Source organism: Enterococcus sp. AZ084 (assembly GCF_051714905.1).
Taxonomy (GTDB): Bacteria; Bacillota; Bacilli; order Lactobacillales; family Enterococcaceae; genus Enterococcus_B; species Enterococcus_B pernyi.
Genome location: NZ_JBIOSS010000001.1, coordinates 1,661,544 through 1,678,581, shown reverse-complemented (window position 1 = coordinate 1,678,581; position 17,038 = coordinate 1,661,544). Strand labels below are relative to the sequence as shown.

The window sequence follows — 17,038 nt, the reverse complement described above, 5'->3', positions numbered from 1 at the left end:
AATGGAATGGTTAATGATTACAATAAGGCGAAAAAAATAATTGAAGAAAATAAGGATTTAGCGGATGATTTTGGTGGAGCTACTGATGTTATCATACGCAAGGCCCAAGTAGAACTTAATTTACGATTTCCAGAGGATTATAAACGTTTTTTATCGTCTTTTGGTGCTTTGACGTTTGGTTCAATTGAAATTTATGGGGTTTTTAGAGAGGATTTTGAAAATTCTGGCGTTCCCGATGCCGTTTGGGCAACTTTGAATGAACGGAAATTAGTAAATATGCCAGCCCACTTAGTTATTCTGTATAACACTGGAATGGGAGAAATGTATTGCTTGAATTATCAAGAATTAAATGAAAATAGCGAACCTAAAATAACTTCATATTTCCCTGGTTTCTCTGAAGGTTCACAGAAAAATGAAGCATTATACAATAATTTTGGAGAATTTCTTCTAGATATGGTAGCAAACGAAATTAATTAATAAATAAAGGTAAAAAATATTTAGATCCAATTTCTGGTAATTTTCAACCTCCCGGAATTTCTAGACCCACTAGTTAATTTTAAAATGAAGATCTTATAAATAGTACCCATATTCCGATTGAGACACCAAAAAAATAGAAGGAAGTATCTTAATGGATTGGTTAGATATTCTAAAAAATCAACAGAAAAATAAGAATGACAAGTTGGAGGCGGTGGGCTATATAAGAGACATTTTAGATTATGGTGATATTTCAAAGAATAATGCTAAAAAATATATCGATAATCTGGCTGTCCAAGCTACGTTACAGGATGATGATGACATAAAGGAATTAATATTAGATGCAATATTAGAAAGATCGAAAGATCGAGATCTTGAAAAATCAATTGACTTAAATCCAATTATTCATCACTTAAATGACTTCAAGGATGAATGTTTGAGTTATATCTTAAGCTTGCTTGGAAATTCTGGGAATGTAAAATATAGACAAATTATTGAATCGTATAAAGGAAACTCGAGATTAAAAGAAAACGTTGAATAAGCATTGTCAGAACTAGATTATCGAATAAAACATAATAAATAAAAATGGTATATTATTGGCGAATTTGATGAAATATGTGGAAGTGAGGACTAATGTCAGTAGGATTATTTAAGTATGATGGGGATATCTATGAAGTAAACTCTGAAGTTATATTAAGTGAAAATATATCCTCGCAATCATTTTATGAAAGGTATTGGGAAAAAGCTATAGAAGAGTTAGGCATCAAATATATACAAGATGGCTCGGAATTTGATAATACAAAATTAGAAGTTGTCATGGAAGAATTAGATTTATTGAAGAAATGGGCGACAGCAAATCTTCAAGGAGAAAAGCAGGAATACATGATCGCTAGAATAGAAAATTTAGAAGAAGTCATCCCTAGTTCTTTCATTTCAGAACAAGATATATTATATATTTTTTAAAATGAAACCGATGAACTAGCTGATTCTTTGCGCTCATTATACTTTATAGACTTGATTTGGGAACGCACGAATGAATAGTTATCCGCCTAGTATGGATACAACTAATCAACGAATTCGAGCCAGAAAAACTTGAAGTTATTAAGCTATGCAGGCGAATTATATTAAGTATCAATATTCTTTAAGATGATTTAAAAATCTTAAGAAATAGGGTGAAAAAAATTTTTGAAATAAAATTTATAATAGTTAAAGATGTTGACACAGAAAATCTTATCGGAGAGTATGGCTATTTTAGTGTCAGAATTGATAATGAATACTACGGGATTATTTTGGAAGAAGAACTAGAAGATTTTACTGTATCTCTATATGATTGGTTTATAAGTTTTTTAAGGGCCTTAGAGATTTTAAAAACAGAAAACTATGTTTTGATTAATGATATTGAATCTTTTAATACGTGGATAGAAATTTATAGAGATAAAGAAATCCTATCTATTAGTAAGGTTTCAGGTACTAAAGTGGGTCAAGGAGGGTGGATTCGCACAGAGAAACTTTCAAATCCGGATTATCAATTCTGGAAAGATAAAAAAATGCTATTTTCTGACTTCAGAACAGAAGTATTAGAGAAATCAGAGTATTATTTATCAGAAATAATTAAACTAAATTCTTTGCAAAATAAAAACATTCGTGATTTTAAAAAATTAGTAGAGAAATTAAAATTATAAACTTTAGAAAATAGTAAGTAAGGTATTTCAAGAACAAAAATCATCACATCACTAGTTTGTGGATGATTTTTTGTTCTTGATACTTTAAGTTGTACATCGAAAATACAACACGTGAATGAATCTTAGCGATGATTTTTAGGCTGTAGGTACATATTCAACTCCTACTCCATAGTCTATGAGGAGAAATCATAAAATGAAATAAACATTTTAGATAGAAAAACTAGTTTAATGAGGTGGTAAAATGATAAAACTAAATATAAATTTTGAGAATGAAATAATTAACGGACAAGTAACGTATGATGATAAGGATGGAAACTTAGATTTTAATCCCAAATTAAACTCAGATATTTTATTACTTATAAATTATATAAATATAGGATTTGACTCTGTTAAAAATTCTGCTAATCAAGTTTGGGGATACACACCGAAAGAAAGTTGGAATAAAAAAGATTTGATTTTACCGTTAAGGGTACAGAAAGGCAAAATCAAACTAGAAGAGGCTTTGGAACCAGGTTCATGGAGGCTAGATAAGAAAGAACCGTGGCTTACTTACTATGATTCAAAACGAAATTGGTTATGCTTTGGAGATTTTATGCTTAATAACAGTGATAAATGTGTAGAGTTTCTTGAGAATGTCATCGCTGTGGTAGATAATGATCAATGCCTAAAATCTTTATGGATTAAACCATATTTTAAGTAAAAGTCGAAGAACAGCAACAAACAAAAAATTCCTATTAGAAATACAATATAGCATCATAGAAGATTGAGCTAATTAAGATTTATATTTATGGTGTGCCAATAAGTAGGAATTATCTAATGATGATTTGAAAATGTATCAATCGGCTCTTCTGATATTTTAAAATGGGGAAGAAAAAGTTATGAAATAAATTAGCTGATACAACACCATTTAATTATATAACTACTGTAAGAGAAAGCTTTTTACAAGGTCGAAACGGAGGTGTTTAAATTGAGTCGGTTTAGGATGGCGTTGGCGTATTAGTAGTAAATATTTAAGGTGGGAGATACGTGAATTTATTCGAAAAAAAAACTTATGAATCAACAATAGAATTAAAAGAGAGCTTAGGAAAAAAATCTTTCTTACTCGGTGAAGATATAGCAGAAAGCAACCCATTTATAAAAATTAGTCATAGTTTAATTGAAGTAGGATTTATATACGATGATTTGGGATTAGAACCTCAGATGTACATATCAACTAATTCAAATAAAGTATTTTTAGGAATAAATAGTCTTTCTGTATGTATAGATTCTGCAAATCTGTCGGTGTCTTTTGAAGAAAACTTACCTTCTCTATTGTATGAAATAATGATAGATCCGAACGCTAAATACATTGTGTTTATTTGTGAGCTGGATATACTCGTTTACAAAAGCAGCGGATCATTATTATGGCATATTGGATTCAGAAATATTGTTAAAGATTATTACTTAAAGAGGAATGACTCGATCGTTATTGAGTGTGAAGATGGTGATATAACAATTTTTTCTTTAGAGTCAGGGAAAATAAAATGAATATATCAAATCGTTACCCATTTTGTCTTATCTTTTCAGTAGTATGATAAGTATAAAATATAGAATTTGACTCTATTCAAAATCTAAAAGGAAGATTATAGTGAAAGAAAAACAACTAGCAAATATCTTACAATTGTACGACAAACAACAAATATTTAAAATTGCAGACTTCTTAATTTCAGAAATAGATAAAGATAACCTGCAAGATACAATAGATTTCGTAGTTTCTAATAATAGTTACGATAGTAATTTTAAAGATGTGATGTATGAAGAAGATGAATACGACAGAATATTTTTAGAAGGTAATCAATATTTATTAGCTAGTTCTGAAGGGGAAGTAACGATAATAGATATGATAAGTGAGGCTCATGGGGTTAGTACAAAAGATACCCGAGTAAAATTTATTGAAGAAAGTTTTATCAGGCTAATCACGAATAAAGAAGAAACACTTGACTGGATAAAAAAATATAGGACGTATAGGTAACGCAAATTAGTGGATGTTTTTTCTGTAACGATCAATGAGCTGAAGATACATAAATAAATAAAAGCGAATAAAAAAGTATCGTGTACTACCCCTATTACATTGAACATGGCTTCAAGGGCTATACTATAAAAAACTGATGTTTAAAAGTAAAGAAGTTGTAGATTTCAACCTAAGAATTTCTGCATTAATTAGATGGATCATTATTAATTGGAGTAAAGATGATGACAGAAAAATTTAAAATTTTAATCAATGAGCAAGAAATAGATGAGTTGATGGAAACTTTTTTTGTGCAGCTAATAGAAATCTAAACAAGTTATTAAATTTATTATCTAATAAGGAAGGATGGGGAGAAGAGGTTATTTTTTTATCTTTTGAAAATGATTTAGATGACTACGATATGGCACAATTACCTAAGCCGCTAGATGATAAACATGTATTGATTGAGTTGGCTTCTCCAGCTGTAGAAGTAAATCAGATAGTGTATTTAGATTTTGACACTTTTTACAACTATTTAGATAAAAACGTAAGAAAAGAAACAAAAAAATCAGATGATAGTGAGTTAATCGGATTATTGAAAAGAGTTAAAAAGAGTTTAGAAATATAATTTATAGGTTTACTCAGAGCCATTAAGACGAGGACCTCAGAAACATAGATGACTTATTTATAAATATGGATGGATAGATCAATGGCAGAAAAAATAAAAGATATTTATCATATAAATGATGATTTTCCTATTGTGAGCAAGAAGTATGATATTTGGTTAAATAAATTATTGAATAAAACAGAAGATGAGGTAGATGAAAAGGATGTTTACACAATGTTTTCTCAGCATGAGGTTGAGGAGTTAGCAATAAAAAAAGCGTTAGAATTTATTATAAACGATCCATTGGCTGGTGAATTATGGGACGGACATTTTTTAGAACAGTTAGCAAATGTGTCGATCGAGAAATTGAAAAAATATACAAAAGAACTAAAAGAATTACCTTCACACATAGATCAAAATATAGATAATCATCTGTGGGATTTTGCTTTTGAAAGAGACGAATTTATGGAGAAATATGAACAATTAAAAAAAATAATTTCTAACTTGTAAACTTTAGAAAGAGTGAAAAGATAATTTGAGCCAAAATCAATCGTTAATCAACAGAAAACATTCTTCGTACGAAATAAATGTCTTTACCGTGCAATCCGGCGATATATGGATCAATGAAACTAAATATTCCCTATTACGCATCGCATCAAATATTGCTGACTAGAGGCTTAAAACAGGTGAAGAACAGTACGATGCAATAACTGAAGAAAGCAGTGAATATCACTACAGAACAATTAAATAAAGGTCAATGGAAGGAATGGATTCTATGATTGACAATAGGTTTTATGAAGGTTTTGAAGGAGAATCGGAGCTTTCTTTTGTATCTGCTAATAATAAACTTATCATTTGGAACGGCTATTTTGAAACTATTTTAGATCATTTATTAGATTGTAATGTCGAAAAAAAGGGGATGGTGAAAGAATATTTTCATCATGAGGGATGGTATGATGATTCACCGTGGTTGATCAATGATAAGTCGCTTACTATTGATCAATTAAGGTGTTTCGATATCAGCAAGATCAATCAAAATTCAATAAAAAATATATTGGAAGAAGTAGTACAAGCAATTGTTTTATTTTTAGAAAATAATTATTTGAGTACAATCTATATCAACTATGAGTAATAATTTTGGAGGTAAATGTTGAATATTGAATTATTACAAAAGAAGATTGATGATACGCAGTACTGGGATATGTCAATATTAGATATTCAAACTCAGTATTTTAATGACGAAGTATACATTTTTATAGAAAATAATGAAGAAACTTGTTGGAAAATCTGTTTTTTATCTTGTTATAAAGTCAGTTATGAGACCGATTCAAATTGGCGAACAATCGATAATGTAAAAGAAATGCGAGGGGGGCAACTTGGATATGAAGGACAAGATATTTCCTTGAAAAAATATGAAGGGAATGAGAACTTTGTAGAATGTTCTCTTGATCTATCGATGATGACAATGAATATCGTTTGTAAAGAGATTCAGGTGGAAAAATTAAACATGGAAGAAAATCGATTCTTTTGGCAAGAAAAATCAATTTGAAATAAATGTTTTGGTTTCTGACGAAAGTTAGAGAATCGAGAAGTAACGAATCAACCGATTTACCAACAAGAGCAATCCACGTAACTATTTAAACTAGGAGCATGCGCATGTATAAACTACTTTCCATAGGAGCATCAGTAGCTACACGGAATTTAGAGTTGGAAAATTTAGATACAGCTACTATTGATGTATGCTTTGATGATTCTGCTGTTACTAGTTTTAAAAATTTTGATTTTATGAAAATCAATGAAAGCTATAATTGTAAAATTTATCTTTTTGGTGAACTAGATGATAGTGGTGAAAAATTTAAATATATTAAAGATGTTACAGTTGGACGAAAAGTTTTATCAGAAGTTATAAACGGAAAAGGGGATCTGTACTATGTTAATAAAATTTCTGCAAGTGAATGTCTTAGTAAACAAAAAATGTTAAGTTACAAGTACACTAGAAAAGATCTTGTCCAAGTGAATAATATTGTTCATTCAGACTTTGAATAGAGATTTTTAAATACTAAATTAGGCGTTGTCATGGAAGAATTAGATTTATTTAAGAAATAGGCGATAACAAATCTTCAAGGAGAAGATAAAAAATATATGACCGCTAGGCTTGAGAACTTAGAAGAAGTCATTCCCAAATCTTTAATTTCAAAACAAGATATATTATATGTTTTTTAAAAATGAAAAAAGTAAACTATGTTTTAATTGAAATCGAATTGTTAAGATTAAACACATTTAAATCCTTGAAAATACTCAATTTAAAAGTAATGAAGTTGAAACTAAAGAGGAAATATATTTAATTAAAAAACATTCACATTATTAGGCAAAACTAATTTGTGAATGTTTTTTGTAGAATTTGAGGAAAATAACTTCATGACGAAGCTGCAGGTTACACATGGTTCAACTAATGTAAAATCAGTAAAGCTATCATACGTTTCATACAAATATTAGCCGAACATCGGTGTGAAAACTGGGACAGGACAACCTTGCATTTGTAGTCTGTAAAAGGACTCGCTAAAAAGCACCTGATTTAGGTGGAAATAGGAGATGTTATAAAATGATTAAAATAAAAAAAGTAAACTGGATAGATGAAGACTCAGGAGAAGCTGATATTTTACTTTCAGATGGCTTATATTCCATTGAATGTTTTTGTAGTGATTGTGATGTATCAGAAGGTGATATGTTCACAGATATAATTTATGGATTTAACATCAAACACATTGTTAAAAGTTTAAATGAAGAATATATAGTAGATAAAAAAACTGATTACTATCATGTTCAGGGAAAGCTTATAGATTTGAAAAACGAAATTCTTCAAATAGGAGAATTTAAAATAGATTTGTCAGATGGGAATATACCTAAGGATATTAAACAAAATGAGTACGTAGAAGCTGACATTTCAAGGATTGATATTTATTAAATAAGATGAAATGATTGCAAAATAAGAGCTTATCCATTCATCTCCTACATAGATTTTCAGTACCAGATATGCTAAACTAGCTAGGACGAAAAAAGTGGAGGAATGAATAGATGTTTACAAATGAAATGAAAATCATGTTATATGTAGATGACGTTGAAAAAAATGCAGATTTCTGGCAGCAGATCGGTTTTGTGGAGTTGGATCGTCAAGAAATGGATGGTACGTTGATCATTGAGATTGCCCAATCTAAAGAGGCGGATACTGCGTTTGTATTATATGATCGTGAATTTATCGAACAGCATTCACCAGGTACAGCTAGTGGGGCACCTTCTTTGATGTTTTATAGTGAGGATATTTTTGATCTATATAAAAAGATGCAACAATTAGAAGTGACATTAGGTGATTTGGTCCATCTAGGTGAAGAATATGTATTCAATTTTGCAGATCCTGATGGGAATTACTTTGCTGTGACAGGAAAATAATTTACTTAGTAAGAATGAAGCAAGAACTCCGACTGAAATTTTAGTCGGTTTTTTTGTGTCTATGAATACATAAAATTACGATATTTATATTATGTAAACTATACTTGCGCAAAAATACACAAGCAGAAATATCGTCATTTCATTTATACTTCTTTATACTGTTATGGAATGAATTGATGGAAGGAAGTAACTAAATGGATTACCAAGTACTACTATATTATAAATATACAACAATCACAGAACCTGAACTTTTTGCGAAAGAGCATCTGGCTTTTTGTCAATCACTAAATTTAAAAGGACGTATCCTTGTCGCAGAAGAGGGGATTAATGGGACAGTTTCTGGAACGATCGCAGAAACTGAGGCATACATGGAAGCGATGTTGGCAGATGAACGTTTTGCTGACACATTTTTCAAAATTGATCCTAGCGAGGGTCATGCGTTCAAAAAAATGTTTGTTCGTGCGCGTCCTGAACTAGTTTCACTAAAACTAGAAGATGACATTGATCCAAAAGAAATGACGGGCGCTTATTTATCGCCTAAAGAGTTTAAAGAAGCGATTCTTGATGAAGATACGGTTGTGATCGATGCACGAAATGACTATGAATATGATCTTGGGCATTTTAGAGGAGCGGTTCGCCCTGATATCCGTAGCTTTAGAGAACTACCACAATGGATTCGTGACCATAAAGAAGAGTTTATGGAAAAGCGAGTCGTGACTTATTGTACGGGCGGGATTCGCTGTGAGAAATTTTCTGGTTGGTTAGTGAGAGAAGGATTCAAAGATGTCGGTCAATTGCATGGTGGTATTGCGACCTATGGTAAAGATCCAGAAGTCCAAGGAGAACTATGGGATGGCAAAATGTACGTTTTTGACGAGCGTATCGCTGTCGATATCAATCGCGTAGATAAGCAGATCGTTGGGAAAGACTGGTTTGATGGTACTCCTTGCGAACGCTACATCAACTGTGGAAATCCAGAGTGTAATCGTCAAATGTTAGCCTCAGTGGAAAATGAAGAAAAACATTTAGGCTCATGTTCAGTAGCCTGTGCTAAACATCCGCATAATCGCTATGTCAAAGAAAGAAATCTAACAACAGAAGAAATCGATGCACATTTAGCAGCTTTTGTATAATTTTTCTAAAAATCAAAGCAGACGTAGTTAGTGTTTATAAAATAAAATGAGAGTCATGAAAGTTGTTCTTCAAATTTTCGTGGCTCTCATTTTCATCTGAAATCAGGAGATTTTTCCTTTAACTATTCGGAAATTGTTGCTACCTATGAGGATAAAATTGCGATATAATCAAATGAAAAGGTGGTGGTGTCATGAATAAACCATTTGTCTATGCAATCGGTGATGTCCATGGAAGTTATGATCTTTTTCAAAAGCTATTAACACATTATGATCCATATATTCATCAATTAGTCTTGATTGGTGATTTGAATGATCGTGGACCAAAAACAAAAGATTGCTTATTACTAGGAATGAAGTTAGTGAAAGAAACTGGTGCGGTCTACTTGCGAGGCAATCATGAAGAGTACTTCTTACAGTTTCTCCAAGAACCAGAAGACTGGTATCCATCTTATTTACGAAACGGTGGAAGAGAAACAATGGAAAGTCTTTTGCATCCAGGTGCAGCAGAAGAATATTCACCAACTGAGATTGCCATGATGATTCGTTCAAGATATCGTGAATTAGTCGATTTTTTATGTAATTTGCCTTTATATTATGAATGGGAAGACTATCTTTTTGTCCATGCGGGAGTAGATTTAACAAAAAAAGATTGGCGTACTACTGATCCAAGTGATTTTTTGTGGATCAGAGAACCTTTTCATGAGAAAAAGAATCGGACGGGTAAGACGATCGTCTTCGGACATACGATCACGCCACTACTCCATGGAGATATGCAGACAACTGATTTATGGATACAAGATCAGAAAATCGGGATCGACGGTGGGGCTGTCTTTGGCGGATCGATGCATGGTGTCGTTTTTGATCCAACTGGAATCATTCAAGATATCGAGTATCAAAATAATCAAGGACCATGGCAACCACGTGATTGACCAAAGCTTTTGATAAACGTATCTAGTTCCGATAAATAAGCTGAGAAACCCGAAATTTGTTGTTCAAATTTTTGGGCTTTTTAGCTTAGTGCTGAAAGTCAGTTTTGTGGAACACCGTTGATTCGGTTTGAGTTTAGAAACAAACATGAATTTTATTTTGGCTCGGACACCGTATAGTTACATTTAGAAATACCAGAATCTATGCTAAAATAAATCAGTATGATTTTTTTGATTCTTGCTTTTTTAAAGTAGTAATACATAGCAAGTATCGATTTCGACTTAGAAAAGAGGCTATTTAATGACAGACAAAGTGAATCCCACGATCCTAGATCTTGTAAAAAAAGAATTGGCAGATTATCAAGCAAAGCAGTTAACGACTGTATTGAATTTATTAGCAGAAGGTAACACGGTACCTTTTATTGCTCGTTACCGTAAAGAAATGACCGGAAGCTTGGACGAAGTGCAAATTCGTGAAATCGAAGAGCGCTATGCTTATTTAGAAAATTTGGAAAAACGTAAAACTGAAGTCTTACGTTTGATTGATGAACAAGGAAAATTGACGCCAGAATTACAACAAAGTATTACGCAATCGGTGAAGATGCAACAAGTAGAAGACTTGTATCGTCCGTATAAACAAAAACGGAGAACGAAAGCGACGATCGCAAAAGAAAAAGGGTTAGAACCTTTAGCCACTTGGTTATTGACCTTTACGTCTGAAAATGTTTTGACCGAAGCAGCTAAATACGTCACAGAAGAAGTTCCAACGCCTGAAGAAGCCTTACAAGGTGCCCATGAGATCATTGCGGAGCAAGTAAGTGACAACGCAAAATTCAGAACCTGGGTCCGTTCCTATACGTACAACAAGGGTCTGTATGAAAGTACGGTTAAGAACAAAGAGAATGATGAAAAAGGCGTATATGAAATGTATTACGAGTTTTCTGAACCAATTCATAAAATCGTTTCTCATCGAATCTTAGCGACCAATCGTGGAGAAAAAGAAGAAGTGTTGAAAGTCAATCTAACGGTTGATGAAGCTGCGATTTTAACTTATTTGGAGAAACAATTGATTTCTGATACAGCTTCGCCTTCTGCTAGTTATGTTCGTTTAGCGATCCACGATAGTTACAAGCGATTCATCCAACCTGCAATCGAACGGGAAGTCCGTAATGAATTGACCGAAAAAGCGGATGAGCAAGCCATCGCTATATTTGGCGAGAATCTGCGTAACTTGTTATTGCAACCACCTTTAAAAGGGAAAGTTGTCTTAGGCTTTGACCCAGCTTATCGTACCGGCTGTAAATTAGCAGTGGTGGATGCGACAGGTAAGGTTTTAGCGATCGAAGTGATCTACCCGCACAAACCGGCAAATCAAGCAAAAAGAGCCGAAGCAGGCCCTGCATTTGTGAAATTGATTGATCAGTACCACGTGGATATGGTTGCAATCGGTAATGGAACGGCGAGCCGTGAATCGGAGTTATTTGTGGCAGAACAGTTGAAGTTAGCCAAACATCAAGCGTTTTATGCCATCGTCAATGAAGCCGGAGCTTCTGTCTATTCCGCAAGTGATATTGCCCGTAAAGAATTTCCGGAGTTACAAGTCGAAGAACGGAGTGCAGTTTCGATTGCTCGAAGACTACAAGACCCGTTGGCTGAACTAGTCAAAATCGATCCGAAGGCTGTTGGCGTGGGACAATATCAACATGATGTTTCACAAAAAAGATTAGCAGAACAGTTGGATTTTGTTGTTGAAACGGCAGTGAACCAAGTAGGGGTCGATGTCAATACAGCGAGTCCTCAGTTGTTGCAACATATTTCTGGTCTAAATAAGACGACTGCTCAAAACATCGTGACGTATCGTGAAGAAAATGGTGCATTTGCTTCTCGAACGCAATTGAAGAAGGTCCCACGTTTAGGGCCAAAAGCCTATGAACAAGCGATCGGGTTCCTACGTGTGCCTGGTGGCAAACATGTACTGGACAACACCGCGATCCATCCAGAGAGTTATGCCGTAGCAAAAGAGATCTTACAGGCAAACCAATTATCTGAAAAGGATTTAGGAACGAAAGAAGCAATCGAAAAATTAAGTCAGATTTCTCCACAACGCTTGGCACAACAAGTGCCAGTAGGTGAAGAAACGTTGAAAGATATTCTAGAAGGATTGACACAACCTGGTCGAGATATGCGAGACGAAATGCCTGCGCCACTTTTGCGTTCAGATGTATTGAGCATGGAAGACTTAAAACCCGGCATGGAATTAAAAGGAACAGTCCGCAATGTCATCGATTTTGGCGCATTCGTCGATATCGGTGTGAAACAAGATGGCTTAGTCCATATCTCTAAATTAAGCAATAAATTCGTCAAACATCCAACTGACGTTGTTTCCGTCGGTGATGTCGTCACTGTTTGGATCGAACAAGTGGATACGAACAAAGGGCGTATCAGTCTGACGATGCTTTCGCCTTACGAGGATCAAGCGTGACACAAGAAGAATTGCAACAGTTAGTTGAAGAGATTTCTTTGACAAGCTTTCAGCGTCCGTTCATGCACCAAGCAATGTTCAACAAACGTTTGAAAACAACAGGTGGTAGGTATCATTTAAATGATCACCATTTGGATTTTAATCCGACGATGTTTGCAGTAGCCGATCAAGCAACGATCATCGGGATCATCAAACATGAGCTGTGTCATTATCATCTTCACTTGACTGGAAAAGGCTATCGTCATCGTGACTCAGATTTCAAACAGTTATTGGTAAAGACAGGTGGCTTACGTTATGCACCTGCTATTCCTTCAAATAGAAGGCAAAAAATCGAAGGATATCAATGCCAAAAGTGTGCTGAATGGATTTATCGTAAAAGGAAAATCAATACAGATCGCTATTTGTGTGGGCGTTGTAGAGGACGATTAGTATGGCAAAAAACCACGTACTTGGATGTTGAATAATTGTATGAGGAGAGAAATAGAATGACAGGTGAACTATCAAGAATTGCAGACTGGAATTGCTTATTGGATTTTTTAGCAGACCCTGACCCACAGGAGTGTTCGGAACTAAAAGCACCAATATTGATTTTAGCAGGGAATTGTCTGCCCGTTCTAGTAGATGAAGCAGCAAAAGCTTACTTAAATCAACAGGTCGCGCAAATCGTTTTAGTTGGTGGGATCGGACATGCGACGAAGTATCTCTATAAAAATTTTGAAAAACAAGGATTCTTATTTGAACAAGGTTTAAGTGAAAGTGAGATTTGTGCCCGCTATTTGCTTGAAAAATATAGGTTACCTGAACAGGCACTATTGTTAGAAACGAAGTCAACCAATTGTGGCGAGAATGCTTTATTTTCTTACAACTTATTAAAAGCACAGGGACCATTACCTGAACGTGTTCTTTTAATGAATGATCCCACCTTGCAACGACGAACAAAGGCGACTTTTGAGAAGGAATGGGGCAATGAGTCTGTTCATTTTTATAATTATGTACCGATACTTCCACAAGTGAAAGAAAGTACCAAGGGATTCAACTTCTCTGATCAAAGACTAAATGACTTGTGGCCTTCTGATTATTTCCAAGCCTTAGTATTTGGAGAAATGGTTCGTTTGAAAGATGATGCCCAAGGTTACGGACCTAATGGAACGGGATTTATCGGTCATGTCGATATCCCAGATGAGGTGTGGTCTGCTTATTTACGTCTCTTAGCGATGAATGAAAAAGTTTCGCTAAAAAGGTAATCAGGACACTAATATTTAAGGAACTAAAAATCATCCGAATAAATTTGGTTGAAATTTTTTATTGTTTATAAGATAATGGGTTTCGTGTTGAATGTATGAATAAAATAATGGATGATAGTTAAGAGAAGAGGATTCAAATGAAAAATCAAGAAAATTTGTACCACTTTGTTGGTATTAAAGGCTCAGGCATGAGCTCTTTGGCACTTGTATTACATGAAAAAGGATTAAACGTCCAAGGATCAGATATCGAAAAATATTTCTTTACTCAAAGAGATTTAGAAAAAGCCAATATCTCTATCTTGCCGTTTGATGCAGAAAACGTCAAACCAGGAATGATCGTGATCGCCGGCAATGCTTTTCCAGATTCACACGAAGAGATCCAACGTGCAAAAGAGCTTGGATTAGAAGTGATCCGTTACCATGATTTTATTGCAGATTTTATCCAAAATTATACGAGTATCGCTGTCACTGGTTCCCATGGGAAAACAAGTACGACAGGTCTATTATCACATGTATTGACAGGGATTCGTCCGACAAGTTACTTGATTGGTGACGGCACTGGTCATGGTGATCCAGAGGCAGAATTCTTTGCTTTTGAAGCATGTGAATATCGTCGCCACTTTTTAGCTTACTCTCCTGATTATGTGATCATGACGAATATCGATTTTGATCATCCTGATTATTATACAAGTATCGATGATGTTTTCTCAGCTTTCCAAACGATGGCAAAACAAGTCAAAAAAGCGATCTTTGCTTACGGAGATGACGACTATCTAAGAAAGTTAGAAGCGGATGTGCCGATCTATTATTACGGTATGAATGAAGATGACGATATCCAAGCACGTAATATTGAACGTACGACAACTGGTTCAGCTTTTGATGTGTTCCATGGCGAAGAGTTTGTTGGACACTTTACAGTTCCAGCATTTGGAAAACATAATATTTTGAATGCACTTGGTGTTATCGCAGTTGCCTACTTCGAAAAGTTAGACGTGAAAGAAGTTGCTGACGAAATGTTGACATTCCCTGGAGTGAAACGTCGTTTTAGCGAGAAAATCGTGGCTGATATGACAGTCGTTGATGACTATGCTCACCATCCAGCAGAAATCAAAGCAACTATTGATGGCGCACGTCAGAAATATCCAGACAAAGAAATCATTGCAGTCTTCCAACCACATACATTTACTCGTACGATTGCTTTGATGGATGAATTTGCCGAAGCCTTAGATTTAGCTGACCGTGTGTATCTATGTGATATTTTTGGTTCTGCCCGTGAAGAACAAGGGGACGTTAAAATCGAAGACCTAGGGGCAAAAATCAAAAAAGGTGGTCAAGTAATCAAAGAAGATAACGTTTCGCCGTTATTAGACTACCACGAAGCAGTGATTATTTTCATGGGTGCTGGTGATGTTCAAAAATTTGAACAAGCCTATGAAAAATTATTGAGCAGTACAACGAAAAACGTTCTGTAATCATCTAAGTGAATAAAAGAAGTTAGCGTCAAAAGGGATTGTCAGGTGGCAGCCCCTTTTGACGTTTATTTGTAGGTGATAGGTAGTTCTTTTTCAGTAATGTTTCGCCTGTTTATAGTGACCGTACGTATTCGATCGAATTAAGAAATCCTAAAGTATCCAGACAAAATACGAACGGTTTTTATTCAACTATGCTATAGTCTTCAATAAATAATGTACGATCATCGAAGTGATTGCTTACATAAGTGAAAGACCAAAGCATGTTCTGTAACTTGCGTTTTTTGTATGATTTGGTACAATTGGTACGAATGAATAAATAAACTGGAGGGTTTAAACTTGAACATAAGTAAACCGCGTAAATTAGGAAAAACAATCAATGAAATCGAGGAAGGTGACTCGTTATCTTTAACAGAATCAATTGAAGATAATCAGTTATTATTATATTTAGGGTTAACAAACGATGCCAATCCTTTATATATCCAACATGATTTTGCACAGAAAACGGAATACCATCAACCCATTGTTCCAACTGTGATGTTAATGGGAATCATAACAAGTGCAGTGTCAAAACACTTGCCTGGTCCAGGTTCTCATGTGGTGAATTTTTCAGCTAATTTTGTCGAGCCGGTTTTTCATTATGAAACATTGACTTTTCAGTTTGAAGTCATTCGAGTGGATAAGATGAAAAATGTTGTGACTATTTCAGTGGAGGCCACGAATACACAAGACAATCGTGTATTAGATGCAGTAGTCATGGTACAACCACCAGAATTAGAACAAGAATTAACTCTTGAAAGTGAAGGTGAATAAGATGAACAATCAAATCATATCAAATAGTATCAACCGCTTTTATGCGAAAGTCTACGGATTTTTAGGAATCGGTCTAGCGCTTAGTGCGATCACTTCCTATTTAGCGATCCAAGTCTTTCCTTATCAAGTAGCAAGCTTCATCAATAATTTTCCATTAGGTTTTATGGGATTATGGATCGTCCAAATCATTTTGGTTTTAGTTTTAGGAGCGAAGGCACAAAAGAATCCAAGCTTAGCAATTGGTGGATTTATTGCTTATTCCTTGTTGAATGGTATCGTTTTAGCTGTTACATTAGCTTTTTATGATATCGGAACGATCACAACTGCTTTTATTTCAGCAACTGGGATGTTCATTGGGATGTCAGCAATCGGGATGTTCACTAAAAAAGATCTATCAGGCGTGGGTCGTGCCGGAATGGCAGCGTTGATCGGTGTGATCATTGCGATGGTCTTGAATGTTTTTATTTTAAGAAGTAGTGCAGTTGAACTGTTCATCTCATTACTACTTGTCGTGATTTTTGCAGGTATCACTGCTTATGATAACCAAAAGATCGCAAATGTATATGTTCAATCAAATGGACAAGCAAATAGTGGGATTGCCGTATTCTTGGCACTTCAACTATATCTAGATTTCATCAACTTGTTCTTGGCATTCTTACGAATCTTTGGACGTAATAACTAAGCAATAAACGAAGAGCAAGATAAAAATATCTCTCATATAAAAAGAAAGAATCCACAGAATTTGATCGTCAAATTCTAGTGGGTTCTTTTTTT

The 17,038-nt window shown here is 34.4% G+C and carries 22 protein-coding genes; all 22 read left to right on the top strand.

Going from position 1 to position 17,038, the window contains the following annotated elements:
* Window positions 1-6 precede the first annotated feature (6 nt).
* The 22 genes from IGI79_RS07755 to IGI79_RS07650 all read left to right on the top strand — a co-directional run bounded on the left by IGI79_RS07755 (window position 7) and on the right by IGI79_RS07650 (window position 16,946).
* A complete protein-coding gene (locus IGI79_RS07755) occupies window positions 7-477 on the top strand; it encodes an SMI1/KNR4 family protein (protein ID WP_065095971.1) in 471 nt (156 codons plus the stop codon).
* Between the two features lie 151 nt (window positions 478-628).
* Window positions 629-1,015, top strand: a complete 387-nt coding sequence (locus IGI79_RS07750) for a hypothetical protein (protein ID WP_065095970.1) — start codon at window positions 629-631, stop codon at window positions 1,013-1,015.
* Window positions 1,016-1,107: 92 nt separating this feature from the next.
* Entirely contained in the window at window positions 1,108-1,437 is a 330-nt protein-coding gene (locus tag IGI79_RS07745; RefSeq protein ID WP_065095969.1) for a hypothetical protein, read from the top strand.
* A 209-nt stretch (window positions 1,438-1,646) separates the two neighbouring features.
* Window positions 1,647-2,156, top strand: a complete 510-nt coding sequence (locus tag IGI79_RS07740; protein WP_065095968.1) for a hypothetical protein — start codon at window positions 1,647-1,649, stop codon at window positions 2,154-2,156.
* 241 nt (window positions 2,157-2,397) lie between these two features.
* Complete coding sequence (locus IGI79_RS07735) at window positions 2,398-2,856, top strand: hypothetical protein (protein WP_065095967.1); 459 nt, start codon at window positions 2,398-2,400, stop codon at window positions 2,854-2,856.
* Window positions 2,857-3,182: 326 nt separating this feature from the next.
* Entirely contained in the window at window positions 3,183-3,683 is a 501-nt protein-coding gene (locus IGI79_RS07730; protein WP_065095966.1) for a hypothetical protein, read from the top strand.
* 100 nt (window positions 3,684-3,783) lie between these two features.
* Window positions 3,784-4,167, top strand: a complete 384-nt coding sequence (locus IGI79_RS07725) for a hypothetical protein (protein ID WP_065095965.1) — start codon at window positions 3,784-3,786, stop codon at window positions 4,165-4,167.
* A gap of 397 nt (window positions 4,168-4,564) precedes the next feature.
* The gene (locus IGI79_RS07720; protein WP_081277416.1) at window positions 4,565-4,771 is read left to right on the top strand and encodes a hypothetical protein; all 207 of its coding nucleotides are present in this window, start codon (window positions 4,565-4,567) and stop codon (window positions 4,769-4,771) included.
* 81 nt (window positions 4,772-4,852) lie between these two features.
* On the top strand, window positions 4,853-5,260 hold the full coding sequence (locus IGI79_RS07715; RefSeq protein ID WP_065095964.1) for a contact-dependent growth inhibition system immunity protein: 408 nt from the start codon (window positions 4,853-4,855) through the stop codon (window positions 5,258-5,260).
* A 265-nt stretch (window positions 5,261-5,525) separates the two neighbouring features.
* Entirely contained in the window at window positions 5,526-5,882 is a 357-nt protein-coding gene (locus IGI79_RS07710) for a hypothetical protein (RefSeq protein ID WP_065095963.1), read from the top strand.
* Between the two features lie 15 nt (window positions 5,883-5,897).
* The gene (locus tag IGI79_RS07705; RefSeq protein WP_065095962.1) at window positions 5,898-6,299 is read left to right on the top strand and encodes a hypothetical protein; all 402 of its coding nucleotides are present in this window, start codon (window positions 5,898-5,900) and stop codon (window positions 6,297-6,299) included.
* A 107-nt stretch (window positions 6,300-6,406) separates the two neighbouring features.
* The gene (locus IGI79_RS07700; RefSeq protein WP_065095961.1) at window positions 6,407-6,796 is read left to right on the top strand and encodes a hypothetical protein; all 390 of its coding nucleotides are present in this window, start codon (window positions 6,407-6,409) and stop codon (window positions 6,794-6,796) included.
* A 556-nt stretch (window positions 6,797-7,352) separates the two neighbouring features.
* Entirely contained in the window at window positions 7,353-7,715 is a 363-nt protein-coding gene (locus tag IGI79_RS07695; protein WP_065095960.1) for a hypothetical protein, read from the top strand.
* Between the two features lie 110 nt (window positions 7,716-7,825).
* Window positions 7,826-8,197: a VOC family protein gene (locus IGI79_RS07690; RefSeq protein ID WP_065095959.1), complete on the top strand. Its 372-nt coding sequence runs from the start codon at window positions 7,826-7,828 to the stop codon at window positions 8,195-8,197.
* Window positions 8,198-8,391: 194 nt separating this feature from the next.
* The gene (trhO, locus tag IGI79_RS07685; RefSeq protein ID WP_065095958.1) at window positions 8,392-9,330 is read left to right on the top strand and encodes an oxygen-dependent tRNA uridine(34) hydroxylase TrhO; all 939 of its coding nucleotides are present in this window, start codon (window positions 8,392-8,394) and stop codon (window positions 9,328-9,330) included.
* Between the two features lie 191 nt (window positions 9,331-9,521).
* Window positions 9,522-10,259: a metallophosphoesterase family protein gene (locus IGI79_RS07680; protein WP_438845812.1), complete on the top strand. Its 738-nt coding sequence runs from the start codon at window positions 9,522-9,524 to the stop codon at window positions 10,257-10,259.
* Window positions 10,260-10,557: 298 nt separating this feature from the next.
* Window positions 10,558-12,738 (top strand): Tex family protein, encoded by a 2,181-nt coding sequence (locus IGI79_RS07675; RefSeq protein ID WP_065095956.1) that lies wholly within the window; start codon window positions 10,558-10,560, stop codon window positions 12,736-12,738.
* Window positions 12,735-13,202, top strand: a complete 468-nt coding sequence (locus IGI79_RS07670; protein WP_065095955.1) for a SprT family protein — start codon at window positions 12,735-12,737, stop codon at window positions 13,200-13,202. Before IGI79_RS07675 ends, IGI79_RS07670 begins: the two co-directional genes overlap by 4 nt.
* Window positions 13,203-13,223: 21 nt before the next feature.
* Entirely contained in the window at window positions 13,224-13,982 is a 759-nt protein-coding gene (locus tag IGI79_RS07665) for a YdcF family protein (RefSeq protein ID WP_065095954.1), read from the top strand.
* A 137-nt stretch (window positions 13,983-14,119) separates the two neighbouring features.
* On the top strand, window positions 14,120-15,454 hold the full coding sequence (murC, locus tag IGI79_RS07660; RefSeq protein ID WP_010735306.1) for a UDP-N-acetylmuramate--L-alanine ligase: 1,335 nt from the start codon (window positions 14,120-14,122) through the stop codon (window positions 15,452-15,454).
* A 336-nt stretch (window positions 15,455-15,790) separates the two neighbouring features.
* On the top strand, window positions 15,791-16,264 hold the full coding sequence (locus tag IGI79_RS07655) for a MaoC/PaaZ C-terminal domain-containing protein (RefSeq protein ID WP_019722649.1): 474 nt from the start codon (window positions 15,791-15,793) through the stop codon (window positions 16,262-16,264).
* Between the two features lies 1 nt (window position 16,265).
* Window positions 16,266-16,946 carry a Bax inhibitor-1/YccA family protein gene (locus tag IGI79_RS07650; RefSeq protein WP_019722650.1) on the top strand — a complete coding sequence of 227 codons (681 nt, stop codon included), beginning with the start codon at window positions 16,266-16,268 and terminating at the stop codon, window positions 16,944-16,946.
* Window positions 16,947-17,038 lie beyond the last annotated feature (92 nt).